Raw genomic sequence first — 15,378 nt, 5'->3', positions numbered from 1 at the left:
GGTGACCGGTACGCACCGGCACGGACCGGGCGGCGCAGGTGGGCACGAACGGCGGGAAAGAACGCGGAAGTCTCCGGTTTGATCGGCGGAGCCGGTGGGTAATCGCCCGGCTCACAGAGCACGGGTGATCTCACCCGGGCATCCCATCGGATTGCGTCCGGGGCGTTCGCGCCCCGGACCGGCATGAGGCACCAGGAAAGGCAGGCAGCGATGCTCGTCCACGACACGGTAGCCACGGGCCGCTCCCAGGCGGAGGTCGACCGGATCCGGCAGTCCCTGCGGTCGCGGTACGACGAGCTGACCGCGGAGTACGAGCAGGCCGTGCAGCAGAGCCAGGTGCTGCGGCTGGTCGAGATCGGGGACACCGCCGGCGATGACCAGGCCGACAGCGGCACCAAGACCGCCGAGCGGGACACCGCGCAGTCCCTGCTGCGCACCATCCTGGACCGGCGCGCCCAGTTCGAGCACGCGCTCACCCGCCTCGACGAGGGCACCTACGGCTTCTGCGAGGGTTGCTCCGCGCCGATCCCGGTGGAGCGGTTGGAGATCTTCCCGTCCGCCACGTCCTGCGTGTCCTGCAAGCAGACCCGGGAGCGGCGGGCGGCCTGAGCGTCGCCCGGGTTGCCGGTCGGTCCGGTCCGCGATGGACTCGCCACATGGGTGAGATCAGGGTGGGCACCGCCTCGTGGACCGACCGGACCCTGCTCGACTCCGGCTGGTATCCGCAGACCGCGGACAACCCGGAGAAGCGGCTGGCCTACTACGCGCGGCAGTTCCCGCTGGTCGAGGTGGACGCCACCTACTATTCGCCGCCCGCCGAGCGGACGGCGCGGCTGTGGGTCGACCGCACCCCGCCCGACTTCACCTTCAACGTCAAGGCGTTCAGCCTGCTCACCGGGCACCCGACCAGGGTCGGCGCGCTCTACAAGGACCTGCGCCCGGAGACGGAGAAGAAGAACCTCTATCCGGACGACCTGCCGCCGCAGGCGTACGAGGAGGTCTGGACGCGGTTCCTGTCCGCCCTGGACCCGCTGGTCGACGCGGGCAAACTGGGCGCGATCCTGTTCCAGTTCCCGCCCTGGTTCACCATCAAGCGGGACAACAAGCAGTACCTGCTGGAGGTGGCGAAGCGGTGCGCGCCGCTGCGCCCGGTGTTCGAGTTCCGGCACGCCTCCTGGTTCGACGGGGACAACGCGGAGGAGACGCTCGGCTTCCTGCGCGAGCACGAGCTGCCGTTCGTCTGCGTCGACATGCCACAGGGGCACCGGTCCTCCGTACCCCCGCTGCTGGCGGCCACCGCGGACCTCGCGGTGGTCCGCTTCCACGGGCACAGCGACAAGTGGACGAGCAAGGACATCCACGAGAAGTTCGGCTACGACTACTCCGACCGGGAGCTGCGGGACTGGGCGCCGAAGCTGCGAGAGCTGGCCGGCGAGGCCGCGCAGACCCACGTCCTGATGAACAATTGCTATCGGGACTATGCCCAGCGGAACGGTCAGCGGCTGCGGGAGTTCCTCGGGGCGAAGGACTGACCGGTGGACGACCACGAGGACGAGTGGGCCCGGATCATGGGCGGCCCGCGGCGGTCCAGCGACATCACGCGCCTGATGTTCGTCGGTGAGCTGCGACTGTGGGGCTGCCTCACCCTTCTGCTGGCGGTTCTGCTGCTGGCCGGACTCGCGTGGCAGTGGGTGGGCCGGCACTGACGGCGGTTCACCCCGATGGGGTGAGGCGCCCTCACCCCACCGGCCCGCAGCATGGACGGTGTGTGCGGTCCGTCGACCGACGCGACCGCGAGGCCGACAGGAGGTGGGCCATGACGGTGCGGGTCGTAGCGGATCGACGCCGCGGCGGGGTGCTGCACGTGGTCGGGAAGTCCGACCCTCCCCGGCGCAGCGAGCGGCCTGGCGGGTTCAGCCCGACCCGGCTCTGGCGGGGGCCCAGTGGGCCGCCGCGCCGCACCGACGACCGACGCTGGGAAACCGACGCACGGGGGTGGGCAGATGGCTGAGCAGATGATTTCCGCGTTCGAGTCCTCGCTGGACAAGACGAACGTGATGCTCAAGGAGATCGAGTCGGCGTACGGCTGGCCGAAGGAGCAGCGCAACCAGTCGTACGCCGCGTTGCGGAGCGTGCTGCACCTGCTGCGGGACCGGATGCCGGTGGGGCAGAGCGTCGAGTTCGCCCAGCAGTTGCCGGTGCTGCTGCGGGGTGTCTACTTCGACGGCTGGCAGCCGGAGAACGTGCCGATCAAGCTGAGCCGCGACGACTTCCTCTACGAGGTCCGGCAGGGCTTCCCGTACGACGTGGAGGGCGGTACCGAGCGGGTGGTGCAGGTGGTGCTGGACACCCTGCGCAAGCACGTGACCCAGGGCGAGTGGGAGGACGTCAAGTCCGCGATGCCCCGGGACATGGTCCAGATGATTCCGTGACCGGCACCGTCCCGGCCCGTTCCACCGCAGCGGTGGGGCGGGCCGTCGGCGTGCGGGTCACCGGCAGCCCGGCCCGCCGGGCCAGCCCGGCGAAGGCGACCGCGTCGACGATCGCCGCGCCACCGGGATCGTTGTTGAAGTAGACGTACGCCGGCTCGCCGGCGGCGAAGGTGGCGGCCAGCCGGCGTACCCAGGCGGCCAGTGCGGCCCGGCCGTAGCGCGGCCACGGCCGGGCGCGGCCCTCGTGCAGCCGCAGGTAGCCGAAGTCGGTGGTCCGCCAGAGCGGGGTGACCGGCCGGCTGAGCCGGTCGGCCCAGACCAGCGCCGCCCGGCGGCGTTCGAGCACCCGCCGGACGTCGTCGGTCCACCACGAGGGGTGCCGCGGCTCGACCGCCACCCGCACGTCGGCCGGGAAGAGTCGCAGCGTCGCGTCCAGCGCGTCGGGGTCGGCCCGCAGGTTCGGCGGGAGCTGCACCAGCACCGGCCCGAGCCGGTCGCCCAGCCCGGTGGCTCGGCCGAGGAAACGGGCCACCGGCTCGGCCGGCTCGCGTAGTCGCTTGATGTGGGTGAGGTAGCGGCTCATCTTGACCGCCACGCAGAAGTCGTCGGGGGTCCGGTCCCGCCAGGCGACGAAGGTGTCCCGCTCGGGCAGCCGGTAGAAGGCGTTGTTCACCTCCACCGTGGCGAACCGCCCGGCGAAGTGATCCAGCCAGAGCCGCTGCGGCAGCTTCGCCGGGTAGAACCGCTCGCGCCAGTCGCGGTACTGCCAGCCCGAGGTGCCGACCAGGATCATCGCCACCTCCCGTCCGACCGTCCCTCACGTCATCCTGGCACCGACCGGCGGACGTCGCCGGGTACGCCCGCCGGCGCGCGCGACCGTCGTCCGCACCCGCAACGCCGCAACGGGTGACCTTCCCCGGGCCCGGCGAACCGTCCCTGCCGCCCGGCCCCGGCGTCTACCGTGTGTGGTTAGAGAAGATCGGACGTGGGGTACCACCCGCTCCACGACGGACCCCGACCCACGACGGGGCGGCACACCCGAGGGAGCACCCATGCCACTCAACGACGACGACATGCAGACCACCGGCGGCGCCGGCCCGGAGGGCCCGGCCGACGGTGGCGCGACCCCGGGCCAGCAGGACGGCGGCGCCGACGGCGGTGCCGACCGTGGCGCGGAGCGCGGCGCGGACCGGGGCGCGGACCAGGGCGCCGAGGGCCCGGCCGACGGCGGCGCGACCCAGGGTCAGCACGACGGTGGCGCGGACGGCAGCGCCGAGGGCCCGGCCGACGGTGGCGCGACCCCCGGCCAGCGCGACGGCGGCGCCGACGGCAGCGCCTGACGGATGACCATGACGCACCTCGACCCGCCGGGTGGCCACGGCCGCCCGGCGGTTCCGTCTGCCGCGACCGAGGTCCTCGCCCGCTGCGTGGCGGTCGAGCCGGCCAAGTTCGCCGCCGACCACTGGGGGCGCAGCCCGCTGCTGTCCCGCGCCGCCGAGCTGCCCAACCCGGCCGGCTTCACCGACCTGCTCGGCCCCGCCGACGCCGACGAGCTGCTCAGCCGGCGCGGCCTGCGTACCCCGTTCCTGCGGGTGGCGAAGGACGGCCAGCTGGTGCCGGCGGCGCGGTACACCGGCGGCGGCGGCGCGGGCGCCGAGATCGGCGACCAGGTCCTCGACGAGAAGGTCCTCCAGCTCTACGCCGACGGCGCGACCCTGGTCCTGCAGGGCCTGCACCGGACCTGGCCGGCGCTGGTCGACTTCGCCCGCGACCTGGGCGCCGCGCTGGGTCAGCCGTTACAGGTCAACGCCTACCTGACCCCGGCCGGCAGCCAGGGCTTCGCCACCCACTACGACACCCACGACGTCTTCGTCCTCCAGGTCGACGGCCGCAAGCACTGGCGGATCCACCCGCCGGTGCTGCCCGACCCGCTGGCGAAGCAGCCCTGGGGCGGGCGCGCGGACGAGGTCTCCGCCACCGCTGAGGGGCGGCCCGCGCTGGACGTGGTGCTCGAACCGGGCGACGCGCTCTACCTGCCGCGCGGCTGGCTGCACAGCGCGCAGGCGCAGGAGTCCAGCTCGCTGCACCTGACCGTGGGCATCCGGGCGCTGACCCGGTACGCCCTGGTCGAGGAGCTGCTGGCGCTCGCCGCCGAGGATCCCCGGCTGCGCGCCGGGCTGCCCTTCGGCGTGGACGTCGCCGACCCGGACGCCATCGAGCCGGAGCTGACCGAGACGGTGGAGGCGCTGCGCGACTGGCTGCTGCGCGCCGACCCGGCCGCGGTGGCCGCCCGGCTGCGGGAGCGGGCCTGGCCGGCGGCCCGGCCGGCGCCGATCCGGCCCCTCGCCCAGGCCGCCGCGCTGGCCGGGCTCGACCCGGACAGCCGGGTCGCGGTCCGCGCCGGACTGCGCTGGCAGCTCACCCCGGCGGGGGACGGGAAGGTGGCGTTGCGCTTGTTCGACCGCACCATCACCCTGCCCGGCACCTGCGAGCCGGCGCTGCGCGCCGTGCTCACCGGCGAGGTGACCCGGGTCGGTGACCTGCCCGGCCTGGACGACGACGCGGACCGCCTGGTCCTGGCCCGCCGCCTGCTCAAGGAGGCCGTGCTCACGCCCGCCTGAGGCGCGTCGGTCCGGAGGTGACGGGATGCAGGTGGCGGTGTGCGGGCCGGCGCAGGCCACGCCGGCCGAGGAGGTGTACGCCCGGCGGGTGGGCGAGCTGCTGGCCGGGCGCGGCGTCACCGTCCTCTGCGGAGGCGGCGGCGGGGTGATGGCCGCCGTCGCCGCCGGCGCCCGCGCCCGCGGCGGCCTGGTCATCGGGGTACGCCCCGATGATGGCAGCGCCCCCGGTCCCGCCGAGGTGTCCGCGCACCTGGTCACCAACATGGGGCAGGCCCGCAACGCGATCCTGGTGTGGAGCGCGGACGCGGTGATCGCGGTGGGCGGCTCCTGGGGCACGCTCAGCGAGGTGGCCCTCGGGATGCGCCGGGGCGGCATCCCGGTGGTGGTGCTCGGCGGTTGGCGGGTCGTCGACGCCCACGGCGACCCGGTGCCGGGCCCGGTGCCCGTCGACACCCCCGAGGAGGCCGTCCGCCTCGCCCTCGGCGAGCCGGGGTGACCGGTCAGTCGAGCAGGGACAGCAGGTCACCGGGGGCGGCGGCGTCGAGGTCCGCCGGCTCCGCCGGATCGTACTGATGGCCCCAGCCGGCGGCCACCGCCACCGCACCGCTGCTCCGGGCGGCCCGCAGGTCGAGCGGTGAGTCACCGACGTACGCGGCCCGGCCGGGTGCCACCCCCAGCAGCCGGCAGGCCAGTTCGACGCCGTCCGGGGCCGGCTTCGGACGGGGAACCTGGTCACCACCCAGCACCACGCGGAAGTGCCCCAGCAGGCCGGCCCGGTCGAGCAGGATCTCGGCGGCGCGGCGGCTGGCGCCGGTGAACAGGGCGATCGGCACCCGGGCCGCGACCCCGGCGAGCATGTCGGCCACCCCGGGATAGACGGTCACCCGCCCCGCGAGCGTGGCCAGGTGGGCGTGGTAGGCGGCCAGGTCCGCGTCGCCGGCCGGGCGCCGGAGCAGATGGGTGAGCAGCGCGGACGGTGGGCCGAGCGGATATCCGGCGATGATCTCGGCGTCGGAGGGCGCGGGCCCGCCCGCGGCCACGACGGCCGCGCGGTAGGCCGCGGGCACCACCGCGTGCGACTCGATCAGGGTGCCGTCCATGTCGAAGACGATCGCCGCCGGCGCCGCCGGACCAGGGGAAGGGCTCACCGGGTCTCCGCCCGGTGAGCGGTGGCGAGGCGTTTCGGGGCGCGCGCGTACCACGCCTCGGTGATCAGCTCGGTCAGCTCGGCGACGTCGATCCGGTCGAGGCGGACCAGCACCGCCGGATAGCCGTCGAAGTGCGGGACGGTGAAGTAGACCGCCGGGTCGTCGGCGAGCAGCGCCTCCTTGGCGCCCAGGTCGGGCACCCGCGCGCCGAGGACCGGGCCGTCCGGGGCGGCGTCGCCCAGGGCTGCCCGGTCGCCGGGGCGCAGCGGCCGGTCCCAGACGAAGAGCTTGTCGCGCACCCGCCAGGCGGGCAGGTCGTCGTGGCTGCCCCGCTCGGTGGTCTCCGGCAGGGCGAGCGCGATCCGGCGTACGTCGTCCCAGGTCGCCATGGGTCGACCCTACGCCCGCCCACCGACTAGATTGCCCGGATGGATCTTGCCGAGTTGCAGGCCCGGGCGCGGGCCGTCGCCGAGCGGTACGACCGACACCACGAAACGGCGGGCCGGGCGCCGTGGACCACCGAGGACCTGACACTGGGCTTCGTCGGGGACCTCGGCGACCTGGCCAAGCTGGTGCTGGCGGTGGAGGGGCGGCGGGAGCTGCCGGGCGCCCGGGAGCGGCTTGGCCATGAGCTGGCCGACTGCCTCTGGTCGGTGCTGGTCCTCGCCGACCGGTACGACGTCGACCTGGCGGCCGAGTTCGCCCGGATGACCAGTGGGGTCGAACGGCACCTGGACCGGCTCGCGGGAGAGCGGCCCGGCCGGATGACGGTCAGCCGGCGGGATGACCTGCCGGAGTAGGGCGATGTCGTGGTGGTCGGGAAAGGACGGGGCCGGCTCACGCCGGTGAGGAGACTGCCGGCTCCGCGGCCGGACGGTCGGCCGACGGTCGGCGGAACAGCAGCGGCCCGACGGTGAGCACCAGGCAGACTGCCGCCATCACCAGCAGCGCCGGGGTCAGCCCCAGCACCGCCACCGACCAGCCGCCGAGCAGCGCCCCCACCGGCAGGCCGAGGAAGGCCACCGAGCCGGAGATGCCCAGCACCCGGGTCTGCAGGGACTCCGGCACCCGCTCGTACAGGGCCGCGCCGAGCAGCGGGTTCACCGCGGCGACCGCGATGCCGGACAGGAACGTCACGGTGAGCACCACGGCGAGCTGGTCGCTCAGGGCGAGCGCAAGCAGCCGGGGCGCGCCGCTGAGCGCCAGGCCCAGCGCGAAGGTGAGCCGGCGGGGCAGCCGCGGCCCGGCCACCGTGAAGAGCAGGTTCCCCAGCAGCGCCCCGCCGGAGAACACGCCCAGCACCAGGCCGAAGCCGGCCGGGTCACCGAGCACCCGGTCCACCCAGAGCGGGATCCACACCGCCACGCTGGCGTTGGCGAACATGTTCGATGCCGAGACCACCACCAGCATGGTCAGCAGCGTCCGGTCGGTACGCAGGTAGCCGAAGCCCCCGCGCAGCGCACGCAGGTAGCTCTCCCGCGGGGCCGGGTTCGCCGGCGCGGGCGGGCGGACCAGCAGCCCGATCACCGGCCCGCCGGGGACGGCCCGCTGCCCACCCTCGTCTGGTTCTTCGGCGGCGGCTGGACGCTCGGCAGCGTGGACACCGCCGACGGGATCTGCCGCCGGCTGGCCAACGCCACCGGATGCCAGACGGTGACGGTCGGCTACCGGCTGGCCCCCGAGCACCGCTTCCCGGCCGCGGTGGACGACTGCCACTCCGCGCTGCGCTGGCTGGCCGGGCACGCCGACGATCACCGGATCGACCCGGACCGGCTGGCGGTCGGCGGGGACAGTGCCGGCGGCAACCTGGCCGCCGCGGTCGCCCTGCTGGCCCGCGCGGACGGCGGCCCGCGGCTCGCCGCCCAGTTGCTGGTCTACCCGAACACCGACCAGCGGCCGGGCCCGGTGCCGGCCGACGACGAGGACCCGCTGCTGTTCAACCGGCACTCCGTCGCCTGGTACCGGCGGCACTACCTGGCCGACCCCGCTGACGCGGCGCACCCACTCGCCTCGCCGCTGCTCGCCGAGGACCTCTCCGGGCTGCCGCCGGCACTGGTCATCACCGCCGAGCACGACCCGCTGCGCGACGAGGGGGAGCGGTATGCTGCGCGGATGCGTGACGCCGGCGTCCCCACCCAGCTGACCCGGTACGACGGGATGATCCACGGCTTCTTCGCCATGCCCGGCGTGTTCGACGCCGGCCGGCGGGCGCAGGAGCAGGCGGCGGCCTTCCTGCGGGAGCGATGGGGTCCGGCCCGGGCGGCCGCCCCGGCCGGTGCGGCGACGAGTGGGTCGCACCATGGCTGAACCCGCGACCACCGACGCGCCCGCCGTCGACACGGCCGCCCCCGACGGGTGGACGGTGCCGGCGGCGCGGCCGGACGTCCCCGGAACCGACGCCGGGTTCGTGGCGCCGCCCAGCCTGGCCGACTTCGGTGAGCTGGCCCGGGCGGTGCTCCCGCCGGAGGTATGGGACTTCGTCAACGGCGGCAGCGGTACGGAGACGACGCTCGCCGCCAACCGGGCCGCGCTCGACCGGGTGGCGGTGCTGCCCCGGGTGCTCACCGGAGTGGACACCCCGGGCACCGAGGCGACCCTGCCCGGCGGCAGCTTCGCCATGCCGGTGGCGGTGGCGCCGATGGCGTACCAGAAGCTGTTGCACCCGGACGGCGAGGTCGGCCTCGCGGCCGCCGCCCGCGCGGCCGGCGTGCCCTACGTGGCGAGCACCCTGGGCAGCACCCCGATCGAGGAGGTCACCGCGGCTGGCGGCCCGGTCTGGTTCCAGCTCTACTGGCTGCGCGACCGGGGCATGGTCGCCGACCTGCTGGACCGGGCCCAGGCGGCCGGCTGCACCGCGCTGATGGTCACCGTCGACGTGCCGGTCCTCGGCCGGCGGCTGCGCGACGCGCGCAACGGCTTCGCCCTGCCGCCGCACGTCACCGCGGCGAACCTGCCGGGCGGCCGCAACGACCTGGCCCATCAGGGCACCCCCGGGGTGTCCGCCGTCGCGGTGCACACCGGCGCGGTCTTCGCTCCGGCGCTGAGCTGGGCCGACCTGGCCTGGCTGCGCGAGCGTACGCCGCTGCCGCTGCTGGTCAAGGGCATCCTGGACCCGCGCGACGCGGTCCTCGCGGCGGAGACCGGGGTGGACGCCGTGGTGGTCTCCAACCACGGTGGACGGCAGCTCGACGGCGCCCCGGCCACGGCCACCGTGCTGCCCGAGGTGGTCGCGGCGGTGGGGGAGCGCTGTGCGGTGCTGCTGGACAGCGGCGTACGCAGCGGCAGCGACGTGCTGCGCGCACTCGCCCTCGGCGCCAGCGGCGTGCTGGTCGGCCGGCCGATGCTCTGGGCCCTGGCGGCCGGCGGTCGGGCCGGTGCCGAGGCGGCGCTGGCCCTGCTCGCCGCGGAGCTGCGCGACGCGCTCACCCTGGCCGGCTGCGCCGACCCGGCCGCGGCCCGGCAGCTGCGCACCCTGGTCGGTGATTGACGTGGAGCCGGTGGACCTCACCGTGGCCCACCTGCACCCGTCCGTCGACGACCCCGCGCTGAACTCGATGAACTTCCTCAACGAGGTGGCGCAGCACTATCCGGACGCGGTGTCGCTCGCCGCCGGCCGGCCGTACGAGGAGTTCTTCGACGCCGGGGTGCTGCACGGGCACCTGGACACCTTCCGCCGGCACCTCGCCGAGGACCTGGGGTTGGGTCCCGCCCAGGTGGACCGGCGCTGCTCCAGTACGGCCGGACCAAGGGCATCGTGCACCACCTGATCGCCCGCAACCTCGCCGTGGACGAGGGGATCAGCGTCGACCCGGAGACGATCGTGGTGACCGTCGGCTGCCAGTAGGCGATGTTCCTGGTGCTGCGGGCGCTGCGGGCCGGCCCGGAGGACGTGCTGCTCGCCGTCGCCCCCACGTACGTCGGGCTGACCGGGGCGGCCCGCCTGGTCGACCTGCCGGTGCGACCGGTCACCGGCGGCCCGGACGGGATCGACCTGGCCGACCTGCGCGAGCAGGTCCGCCGGGCCCGGGCCGAGGGGTTGCGCCCGCGTGCCTGCTACGTGATGCCCGACTTCGCGAACCCGTCCGGCGTCAGCATGGCGCTGGCCCAGCGGCGGCGCCTGCTCGACCTCGCCGCCGAGGAGGAGCTGCTGCTGATCGAGGACAACCCCTACGGCCTCTTCCCGGCCGCGGGCACCGGGCGGCTGCCCACCCTCAAGGCGCTCGACGCCGGGCGCCGGGTGGTCTACCTCGGCTCGTTCGCCAAGACCGTGCTGCCCGGCGCCCGGGTCGGCTACGTGGTGGCGGACCAGCGGGTGGCCGGCTCGGACGGGAGCGTGGGGCCGCTCGCCGACCAGCTCGCCAAGATCAAGAGCATGGTCACCGTGAACACCTCGCCGATCGCACAGGCGGTGATCGGCGGGGCGTTGCTGGCCCACGACTGCTCGCTGGTGGCGGCCAACGCCCGGGAGCGGGCCGCGTACGCCCGCAACCTGCGGCACCTGGCGGACGGGCTGGCCCGCCGCTTCCCGGCCGGCGGTCCGGTCCGCTGGAACGTCCCGGCCGGCGGCTTCTTCGTGGTGGTGACCGTGCCGTTCGGCGTGGACAACGCCCTGCTGCACCGCTCCGCCCGGGAGTACGGCGTGCTCTGGACCCCGATGGCGCACTTCTACGACGACGGCGCGCCGGTCAACGCGCTGCGGCTGTCGGTCAGCGCGGTCACCCCGGACCAGATCGACCTGGGCCTGGACCGGCTCGCCGCGCTGATCACGGACGAGTTGGCCGGCGCGGGCGCGCTGGTCACCCCGGGTACGGCCCTCTGATCTCGCCCGAACCCCGGGGGATCAGCCGGGTCGCCACCAGGTGGGTGCGCGGGCGCCACCGCTCGCCGTCGAGCCGCCGGAAGATCAGCGACGCGGCCGTCCGGCCCATCTCGGCCGGATCCTGCGCGATCACCGTGACCGCGGGCTGGAGGAGGTCGGCGAGGGGGAAGTCGTCGAAGCCCACCAGCGCGACCTGGTCCTGCCGGCCGAGCTCCAGCAGGGCCCGGATGGCGCCGATGGTGACCAGGTTCTGCGAGGTGAACAGCGCGGTGGGCGGGGTGTCCGCGGCGAGCAGCCGGCGCACCGCCGCCGCCGTCTCGGCTTCGGTGTGCAGGTCGTGCACGGCGGCGACGGGCCGGATGCCGTGGTCGGCCAGGGCCTCGCGGAAGCCCTGGAAGCGCTGCCGGGCGGTGGCGATCGTCTGTAGGTCACCGAGGTACGCGACCGCCCGGTGCCCGTGCGCGACGAGGTGGTGGACGGCGGACGCGGCGCCCTGGTGGTTGTCGGCGAGGACGGCGTCGACCCGCAGCCCGACCGGCGGCCGGTCGACGAAGACCACCGGGGTGCCCGCGTTGAGTTCCCCGGCGAGGTAGCTCTGGTCGTCGCTGGCGGGGACGACGACCAGGGCGTCGGCCTGTCGCCTGGTGAAGGCGTGCACGAGTTCCCGTTCCCGGTCCGGGTTCTCGTCGACGCTGCCGGCGAAGATGAGCACGCCGCGTTCCCGGGCGGCGTCCTCGAGCGCCCGGTGCAGGGCGGCGGAGAAGGGGTTGGCCAGGTCCTCCAGGAGGGCGGCGATGGCGGCGCTGCGGCCGCTGGACCGCCGCAGGCTGCTCGCGGTGAAGTTCGGCCGGTAGTCGAGTTGGGCGATGGCCCGCCGCACCGCGGCGGTCTTCGGCGCGGAGACGCCGGCCTCGCCGTTGACCACCCGGGACACCGTCTTCGGGCTCACACCGGCGAGCTGCGCGACGTCGCGGAGCGTGGGCCGGGCCCGCACGGTGGTCGGTGGGGCGGAGGCGGCACTGTCCATGGGCGCTCCTACCGGACGGGGTTGGCGCGGCGACCGTCGGCGGTCACCGCCGCCGGCCGCTGGTGATCGACCGTCACGGCATCGGCACGCCGACCGTGGCCCTCCGGCCGTGCGTCAGGGGCATCGTCCCGGCCCTTGACATCGATGTCAAGGGCAAGCGGCCGGTTGCGTGCGGTTCGTGAAAAGCCTTGGACATGGCATTGACATCGGCCGTACACGACGCGGAAACTGCGCTGACATCGTTGTCATCCTCCGCCACGGCGCGCCGTGGTCCCCCCGAGGGAGAACACATGATCCAGCGCATCGGCCGCCGCCGCGCCGCCCTGCTGGTCGCCGCCGCAGCGGCGACGTCCATGGTGGTCAGCGGCTGCGGCGACAGCTCCAGCGACGGCGGTTCCGGCGGCAAGACCATCGCCGTCTCCCTGATCACCAAGAACTCCACCAACCCGTTCTTCGTCGCCATGCAGAACGGCGCCAAGAAGGCCGCCGACGCCGAGGGCATCAAGCTGACCGTGGCCGCCGGCAAGGAGGACGGCGACGAGGCCGGCCAGGTACAGGCGATCGAGAACGCCATCGCCCGCGGCGACGCCGGTATCCTCATCACGCCGACCGGCCCCGGCGTCAACCCCGCCATCAAGAAGGCGCGGGACGCCGGCCTCTACGTGATCGCCCTGGACACCCCGCCGGACCCGGCGAACACCGTCGACATCACCTTCGCCACCGACAACTTCAAGGCCGGCGAGCTGATCGGCAAGTGGACGGCGAGCCAGCTCGCCGGCAAGCCGGCGACCATCGCGCTGCTGGACCTGTTCAACGACAAGGTGGTCTCCGTCGACTACAACCGGGACCAGGGCTTCCTATCCGGCATGGGCATCGACACCGCCGACAAGAAGAAGAACGGCGACGAGGCGAAGACCGGCAGCTACTCCGGTGGCAACTACACGATCGCCTGCAACGAGCCGACCAACGGCGCCGAGGACGGCGGCCGGACGGCGATGGAGAACTGCCTCACCAAGAACCCCGGCATCAACGTGGTCTACACCATCAACGAGCCGGCCGCGGTCGGTGCGCACAAGGCGCTCCAGGCGGCCGGCAAGAACCAGGGCGTCCTGATCGTCTCGGTCGACGGCGGCTGCGACGGCGTGAAGCAGGTCAAGGACGGCGTCATCGGCGCCACCTCCCAGCAGTACCCGCTGAAGATGGCCGAGCTGGGCGTGCAGGCGATCAAGAAGATCGCCACCGGCGGGGAGAAGCCGAAGGTCAGCGACGGCCTCGACTTCTTCGACACCGGCGTCGCGCTGGTCACCGACAAGACGGCCAGCGGGGTCGAGAGCATCACCAGCGCCGACGGCGCCCAGCGCTGCTGGGGCTGAGCCACCCCGCCGGGTCGCGGGGCCGGCCCAGCCCGCGCCCCCGACCCGGCGGCCCGTCCGCCACCGCCGCCACCGGCAGGGAGCCCACGATGACCACCGCCACGCCACCGACCACCGCGGCGCAGGAGTTCGCGCTGCGCCGGCACTCGCCACTGCAACGGGTGCAGCACCTGCTGCACGCCCACCCCGCGATCAGCCCGTTCCTCGTCCTGCTCATCTCCTTCGTCGTCTTCGCCACGCTCAACCCGCGCTTCGCCTCGCCCAACTCGCTGTCGCTCGTGCTGCAGCAGGTGGCCGTCATCGGCGCGCTCGCCGTCGGGCAGACGCTGATCATCCTGACCGCGGGCATCGACCTGTCGGTCGGCGCCGTCACCATCCTGGCGATGATGCTGGCGGCCAAGCTGGCCGCCGAGAACGGGCTGCCGGCCGTCCTCGCCGTGCTGCTGGCCGTGGCGATCGGGGCCGCCGCCGGCGCGCTCAACGGCGGGCTGGTGACCCGGCTCAAGCTGCCCCCGTTCATCGTCACCCTGGGCACGCTCAGCGTCTTCACCGCCGTCGGGCTCCTCTACTCGGAGGGGCGCAGCGTGCAGGGCACCGACCTGCCGGCGCTGCTGAACTGGACCGGCGAGACCTTCCCGGTCGGCCGGTTCCGGATCACCGTGGGCGTGATCGCGGTGCTCCTGCTCTACCTCGCCGTCGGCTTCGCCCTCGCCAACACCGCCTGGGGCCGGCACGTGTACGCGGTCGGCGACGACAAGGAGGCCGCCCGGCTCGCCGGCATCCGGGTCGATCGGGTGCTGGTCAGCGTCTACCTCATCGCCGGGGCGATCTACGGCCTCACCGCGTGGATCCTCATCGGACGCGCCGGTGCGGCCAGCCCGAACGCCATCACCGACGCTAACCTGGAGAGCATCACCGCCGTCGTCATCGGCGGCACCAGCCTCTTCGGCGGCCGCGGCGCCGTGCTCGGCACGCTGCTCGGCGCGCTGATCGTCGGCTTCTTCCGCAGCGGCCTCTCGCTGGCCGGGGTGGACGACCAGTACCGCGTACTCGCCGTCGGCGTGCTGGTGATCCTCGCCGTCGCCGTGGACCAGTGGATCAGGAAGGTGAGGTCATGACCGCCGCCACCGCAGCCACCCCGCTCGACACTCCCGGCGCGACCGCCGGCGGCCAGCGTACGCCGGTGCTCTCCGCCCGCGGGCTGGTGAAGACGTTCGGCAAGGTCGTCGGCCTGGACGGGGTGGACCTCGACCTCTACCCGGGCGAGGTGCTCGCCGTCATCGGCGACAACGGCGCCGGGAAGTCCACCCTGATCAAGTGCCTGACCGGGGCCCTGATCCCGGACGCCGGCGGGCTGCGCCTGGAGGGGAAGCCGGTGCAGTTCAAGCGCCCCCAGGACGCCCGGGACGCGGGCATCGAGACGGTCTACCAGACCCTGGCCGTGGCGCCGGCGCTGGACATCGCGAGCAACCTCTTCCTCGGCCGGGAGCAGCGCCGGCGCGGCATCCTCGGCTCGGTGTTCCGGATGCTCGACCAGAAGGGGATGCGCCGCGACGCCGAGCAGGCCCTCGCGGACCTCGGGATCGGCACGCTGCAGAACGTGGCACAGCCGGTCGAGACGCTCTCCGGGGGCCAGCGTCAGGCGGTCTCGGTGGCCCGGGCCGCCGCCTTCGGCAGCAAGGTGATCGTGCTCGACGAACCCACCGCGGCGCTCGGCGTGAAGGAGTCCAACCAGGTGCTCCGGATGATCGAGGAGCTCCGCTCCCGGGGCCTGCCGGTGATCCTGATCAGCCACAACATGCCGCACGTGTTCGCGGTGGCCGACCGGATCCACATCCAGCGGCTGGGCCGGTGCGCGGGGGTGGTGACGCCGGCGTCGCACAGCATGCCCGAGGCGGTGGCCATCATGACCGGCGCGACCACGCTCGAGCAGACCCCGGGCCGGCAGGCGGGCTGAG

General features: G+C 74.2%; 16 protein-coding genes and 3 pseudogenes. 14 read left to right on the top strand and 5 right to left on the bottom strand.

Going from position 1 to position 15,378, the window contains the following annotated elements; genetic code table 11:
• Positions 1-210 precede the first annotated feature (210 nt).
• The 4 genes from Q2K19_RS29720 to Q2K19_RS29705 all read left to right on the top strand — a co-directional run bounded on the left by Q2K19_RS29720 (position 211) and on the right by Q2K19_RS29705 (position 2,432).
• Positions 211-609, top strand: a complete 399-nt coding sequence (locus Q2K19_RS29720) for a TraR/DksA family transcriptional regulator (protein WP_302765463.1) — start codon at positions 211-213, stop codon at positions 607-609.
• Between the two features lie 47 nt (positions 610-656).
• Positions 657-1,532: a DUF72 domain-containing protein gene (locus Q2K19_RS29715; protein WP_302765462.1), complete on the top strand. Its 876-nt coding sequence runs from the start codon at positions 657-659 to the stop codon at positions 1,530-1,532.
• Positions 1,533-1,535: 3 nt separating this feature from the next.
• On the top strand, positions 1,536-1,706 hold the full coding sequence (locus Q2K19_RS29710) for a hypothetical protein (protein WP_302765461.1): 171 nt from the start codon (positions 1,536-1,538) through the stop codon (positions 1,704-1,706).
• Positions 1,707-2,003: 297 nt separating this feature from the next.
• Entirely contained in the window at positions 2,004-2,432 is a 429-nt protein-coding gene (locus Q2K19_RS29705; protein ID WP_302765460.1) for a DUF2267 domain-containing protein, read from the top strand.
• Here the strand turns inward: Q2K19_RS29705 and Q2K19_RS29700 are convergent.
• On the bottom strand, positions 2,389-3,225 hold the full coding sequence (locus Q2K19_RS29700) for a DUF72 domain-containing protein (protein ID WP_302765459.1): 837 nt from the start codon (positions 3,223-3,225) through the stop codon (positions 2,389-2,391). The genes Q2K19_RS29705 and Q2K19_RS29700 overlap by 44 nt on opposite strands.
• A 259-nt stretch (positions 3,226-3,484) precedes the next feature.
• Here Q2K19_RS29700 and Q2K19_RS29695 point away from each other — a divergent pair, with 259 nt between their 5' ends.
• The 3 genes from Q2K19_RS29695 to Q2K19_RS29685 are packed head-to-tail and all read left to right on the top strand — an operon-like array spanning position 3,485 to position 5,549.
• Positions 3,485-3,772, top strand: a complete 288-nt coding sequence (locus Q2K19_RS29695; RefSeq protein WP_302765458.1) for a hypothetical protein — start codon at positions 3,485-3,487, stop codon at positions 3,770-3,772.
• A gap of 9 nt (positions 3,773-3,781) precedes the next feature.
• Positions 3,782-5,053 carry a cupin domain-containing protein gene (locus Q2K19_RS29690; RefSeq protein ID WP_302772826.1) on the top strand — a complete coding sequence of 424 codons (1,272 nt, stop codon included), beginning with the start codon at positions 3,782-3,784 and terminating at the stop codon, positions 5,051-5,053.
• Between the two features lie 25 nt (positions 5,054-5,078).
• Positions 5,079-5,549 carry an SLOG cluster 4 domain-containing protein gene (locus Q2K19_RS29685; protein WP_302765457.1) on the top strand — a complete coding sequence of 157 codons (471 nt, stop codon included), beginning with the start codon at positions 5,079-5,081 and terminating at the stop codon, positions 5,547-5,549.
• A gap of 4 nt (positions 5,550-5,553) precedes the next feature.
• Here Q2K19_RS29685 and Q2K19_RS29680 read toward each other — a convergent pair whose 3' ends face one another.
• Together Q2K19_RS29680 and Q2K19_RS29675 are read right to left on the bottom strand one after the other, a co-directional pair.
• Complete coding sequence (locus Q2K19_RS29680; RefSeq protein ID WP_302765455.1) at positions 5,554-6,201, bottom strand: HAD family hydrolase; 648 nt, start codon at positions 6,199-6,201, stop codon at positions 5,554-5,556.
• Positions 6,198-6,590: an MmcQ/YjbR family DNA-binding protein gene (locus Q2K19_RS29675; RefSeq protein ID WP_302765453.1), complete on the bottom strand. Its 393-nt coding sequence runs from the start codon at positions 6,588-6,590 to the stop codon at positions 6,198-6,200. Before Q2K19_RS29675 ends, Q2K19_RS29680 begins: the two co-directional genes overlap by 4 nt.
• A gap of 39 nt (positions 6,591-6,629) precedes the next feature.
• On the opposite strand from Q2K19_RS29675, the gene Q2K19_RS29670 reads away from it, so the two are divergent.
• On the top strand, positions 6,630-7,001 hold the full coding sequence (locus Q2K19_RS29670; protein WP_302765452.1) for a nucleoside triphosphate pyrophosphohydrolase family protein: 372 nt from the start codon (positions 6,630-6,632) through the stop codon (positions 6,999-7,001).
• 37 nt (positions 7,002-7,038) lie between these two features.
• Here the strand turns inward: Q2K19_RS29670 and Q2K19_RS29665 are convergent.
• Positions 7,039-7,728: pseudogene (locus Q2K19_RS29665) on the bottom strand (MFS transporter); the annotation flags it as partial.
• Here Q2K19_RS29665 and Q2K19_RS29660 point away from each other — a divergent pair.
• The 3 genes and pseudogenes from Q2K19_RS29660 to Q2K19_RS29650 form a co-directional block, all read left to right on the top strand.
• Positions 7,726-8,508 (top strand): annotated as a pseudogene (locus tag Q2K19_RS29660) (alpha/beta hydrolase); the annotation flags it as partial. The pseudogenes Q2K19_RS29665 and Q2K19_RS29660 overlap by 3 nt on opposite strands.
• Positions 8,501-9,688: an alpha-hydroxy acid oxidase gene (locus Q2K19_RS29655; protein WP_302765450.1), complete on the top strand. Its 1,188-nt coding sequence runs from the start codon at positions 8,501-8,503 to the stop codon at positions 9,686-9,688. The pseudogene Q2K19_RS29660 and the gene Q2K19_RS29655, both read left to right, overlap by 8 nt.
• Before the next feature lies 1 nt (position 9,689).
• Positions 9,690-11,020, top strand: a pseudogene (locus tag Q2K19_RS29650) (aminotransferase-like domain-containing protein).
• Here Q2K19_RS29650 and Q2K19_RS29645 read toward each other — a convergent pair.
• Entirely contained in the window at positions 10,998-12,047 is a 1,050-nt protein-coding gene (locus Q2K19_RS29645) for a LacI family DNA-binding transcriptional regulator (RefSeq protein WP_302765448.1), read from the bottom strand. The pseudogene Q2K19_RS29650 and the gene Q2K19_RS29645 overlap by 23 nt on opposite strands.
• A gap of 290 nt (positions 12,048-12,337) precedes the next feature.
• On the opposite strand from Q2K19_RS29645, the gene Q2K19_RS29640 reads away from it, so the two are divergent.
• From Q2K19_RS29640 to Q2K19_RS29630, 3 genes are all read left to right on the top strand, one after another.
• Positions 12,338-13,420 (top strand): substrate-binding domain-containing protein, encoded by a 1,083-nt coding sequence (locus Q2K19_RS29640; RefSeq protein ID WP_302765446.1) that lies wholly within the window; start codon positions 12,338-12,340, stop codon positions 13,418-13,420.
• Between the two features lie 89 nt (positions 13,421-13,509).
• Positions 13,510-14,538 (top strand): ABC transporter permease, encoded by a 1,029-nt coding sequence (locus Q2K19_RS29635; protein ID WP_302765445.1) that lies wholly within the window; start codon positions 13,510-13,512, stop codon positions 14,536-14,538.
• The gene (locus tag Q2K19_RS29630) at positions 14,535-15,377 is read left to right on the top strand and encodes an ATP-binding cassette domain-containing protein (RefSeq protein WP_302765443.1); all 843 of its coding nucleotides are present in this window, start codon (positions 14,535-14,537) and stop codon (positions 15,375-15,377) included. Before Q2K19_RS29635 ends, Q2K19_RS29630 begins: the two co-directional genes overlap by 4 nt.
• The last annotated feature ends 1 nt before the right edge of the window (position 15,378 follow it).

Source organism: Micromonospora sp. NBRC 110009, from assembly GCF_030518795.1.
GTDB lineage: Bacteria > Actinomycetota > Actinomycetes > Mycobacteriales > Micromonosporaceae > Micromonospora.
Note: the sequence above shows the minus strand (reverse complement) of the source record. Positions and strands in the feature narration are given on the sequence as shown.

Coding starts and splice junctions, on each gene's coding strand:
- Q2K19_RS29640 (WP_302765446.1), top strand. CDS start 12,338: ATGATCCAGCGCATCGGCCGCCGCCGCGCCGCCCTGCTGGTCGCCGCC.
- Q2K19_RS29685 (WP_302765457.1), top strand. CDS start 5,079: ATGCAGGTGGCGGTGTGCGGGCCGGCGCAGGCCACGCCGGCCGAGGAG.
- Q2K19_RS29720 (WP_302765463.1), top strand. CDS start 211: ATGCTCGTCCACGACACGGTAGCCACGGGCCGCTCCCAGGCGGAGGTC.
- Q2K19_RS29675 (WP_302765453.1), bottom strand. CDS start 6,590: ATGGCGACCTGGGACGACGTACGCCGGATCGCGCTCGCCCTGCCGGAG.
- Q2K19_RS29630 (WP_302765443.1), top strand. CDS start 14,535: ATGACCGCCGCCACCGCAGCCACCCCGCTCGACACTCCCGGCGCGACC.
- Q2K19_RS29715 (WP_302765462.1), top strand. CDS start 657: ATGGGTGAGATCAGGGTGGGCACCGCCTCGTGGACCGACCGGACCCTG.
- Q2K19_RS29670 (WP_302765452.1), top strand. CDS start 6,630: ATGGATCTTGCCGAGTTGCAGGCCCGGGCGCGGGCCGTCGCCGAGCGG.
- Q2K19_RS29700 (WP_302765459.1), bottom strand. CDS start 3,225: ATGATCCTGGTCGGCACCTCGGGCTGGCAGTACCGCGACTGGCGCGAG.
- Q2K19_RS29695 (WP_302765458.1), top strand. CDS start 3,485: ATGCCACTCAACGACGACGACATGCAGACCACCGGCGGCGCCGGCCCG.
- Q2K19_RS29645 (WP_302765448.1), bottom strand. CDS start 12,047: ATGGACAGTGCCGCCTCCGCCCCACCGACCACCGTGCGGGCCCGGCCC.
- Q2K19_RS29705 (WP_302765460.1), top strand. CDS start 2,004: ATGGCTGAGCAGATGATTTCCGCGTTCGAGTCCTCGCTGGACAAGACG.
- Q2K19_RS29655 (WP_302765450.1), top strand. CDS start 8,501: ATGGCTGAACCCGCGACCACCGACGCGCCCGCCGTCGACACGGCCGCC.
- Q2K19_RS29690 (WP_302772826.1), top strand. CDS start 3,782: ATGACGCACCTCGACCCGCCGGGTGGCCACGGCCGCCCGGCGGTTCCG.
- Q2K19_RS29635 (WP_302765445.1), top strand. CDS start 13,510: ATGACCACCGCCACGCCACCGACCACCGCGGCGCAGGAGTTCGCGCTG.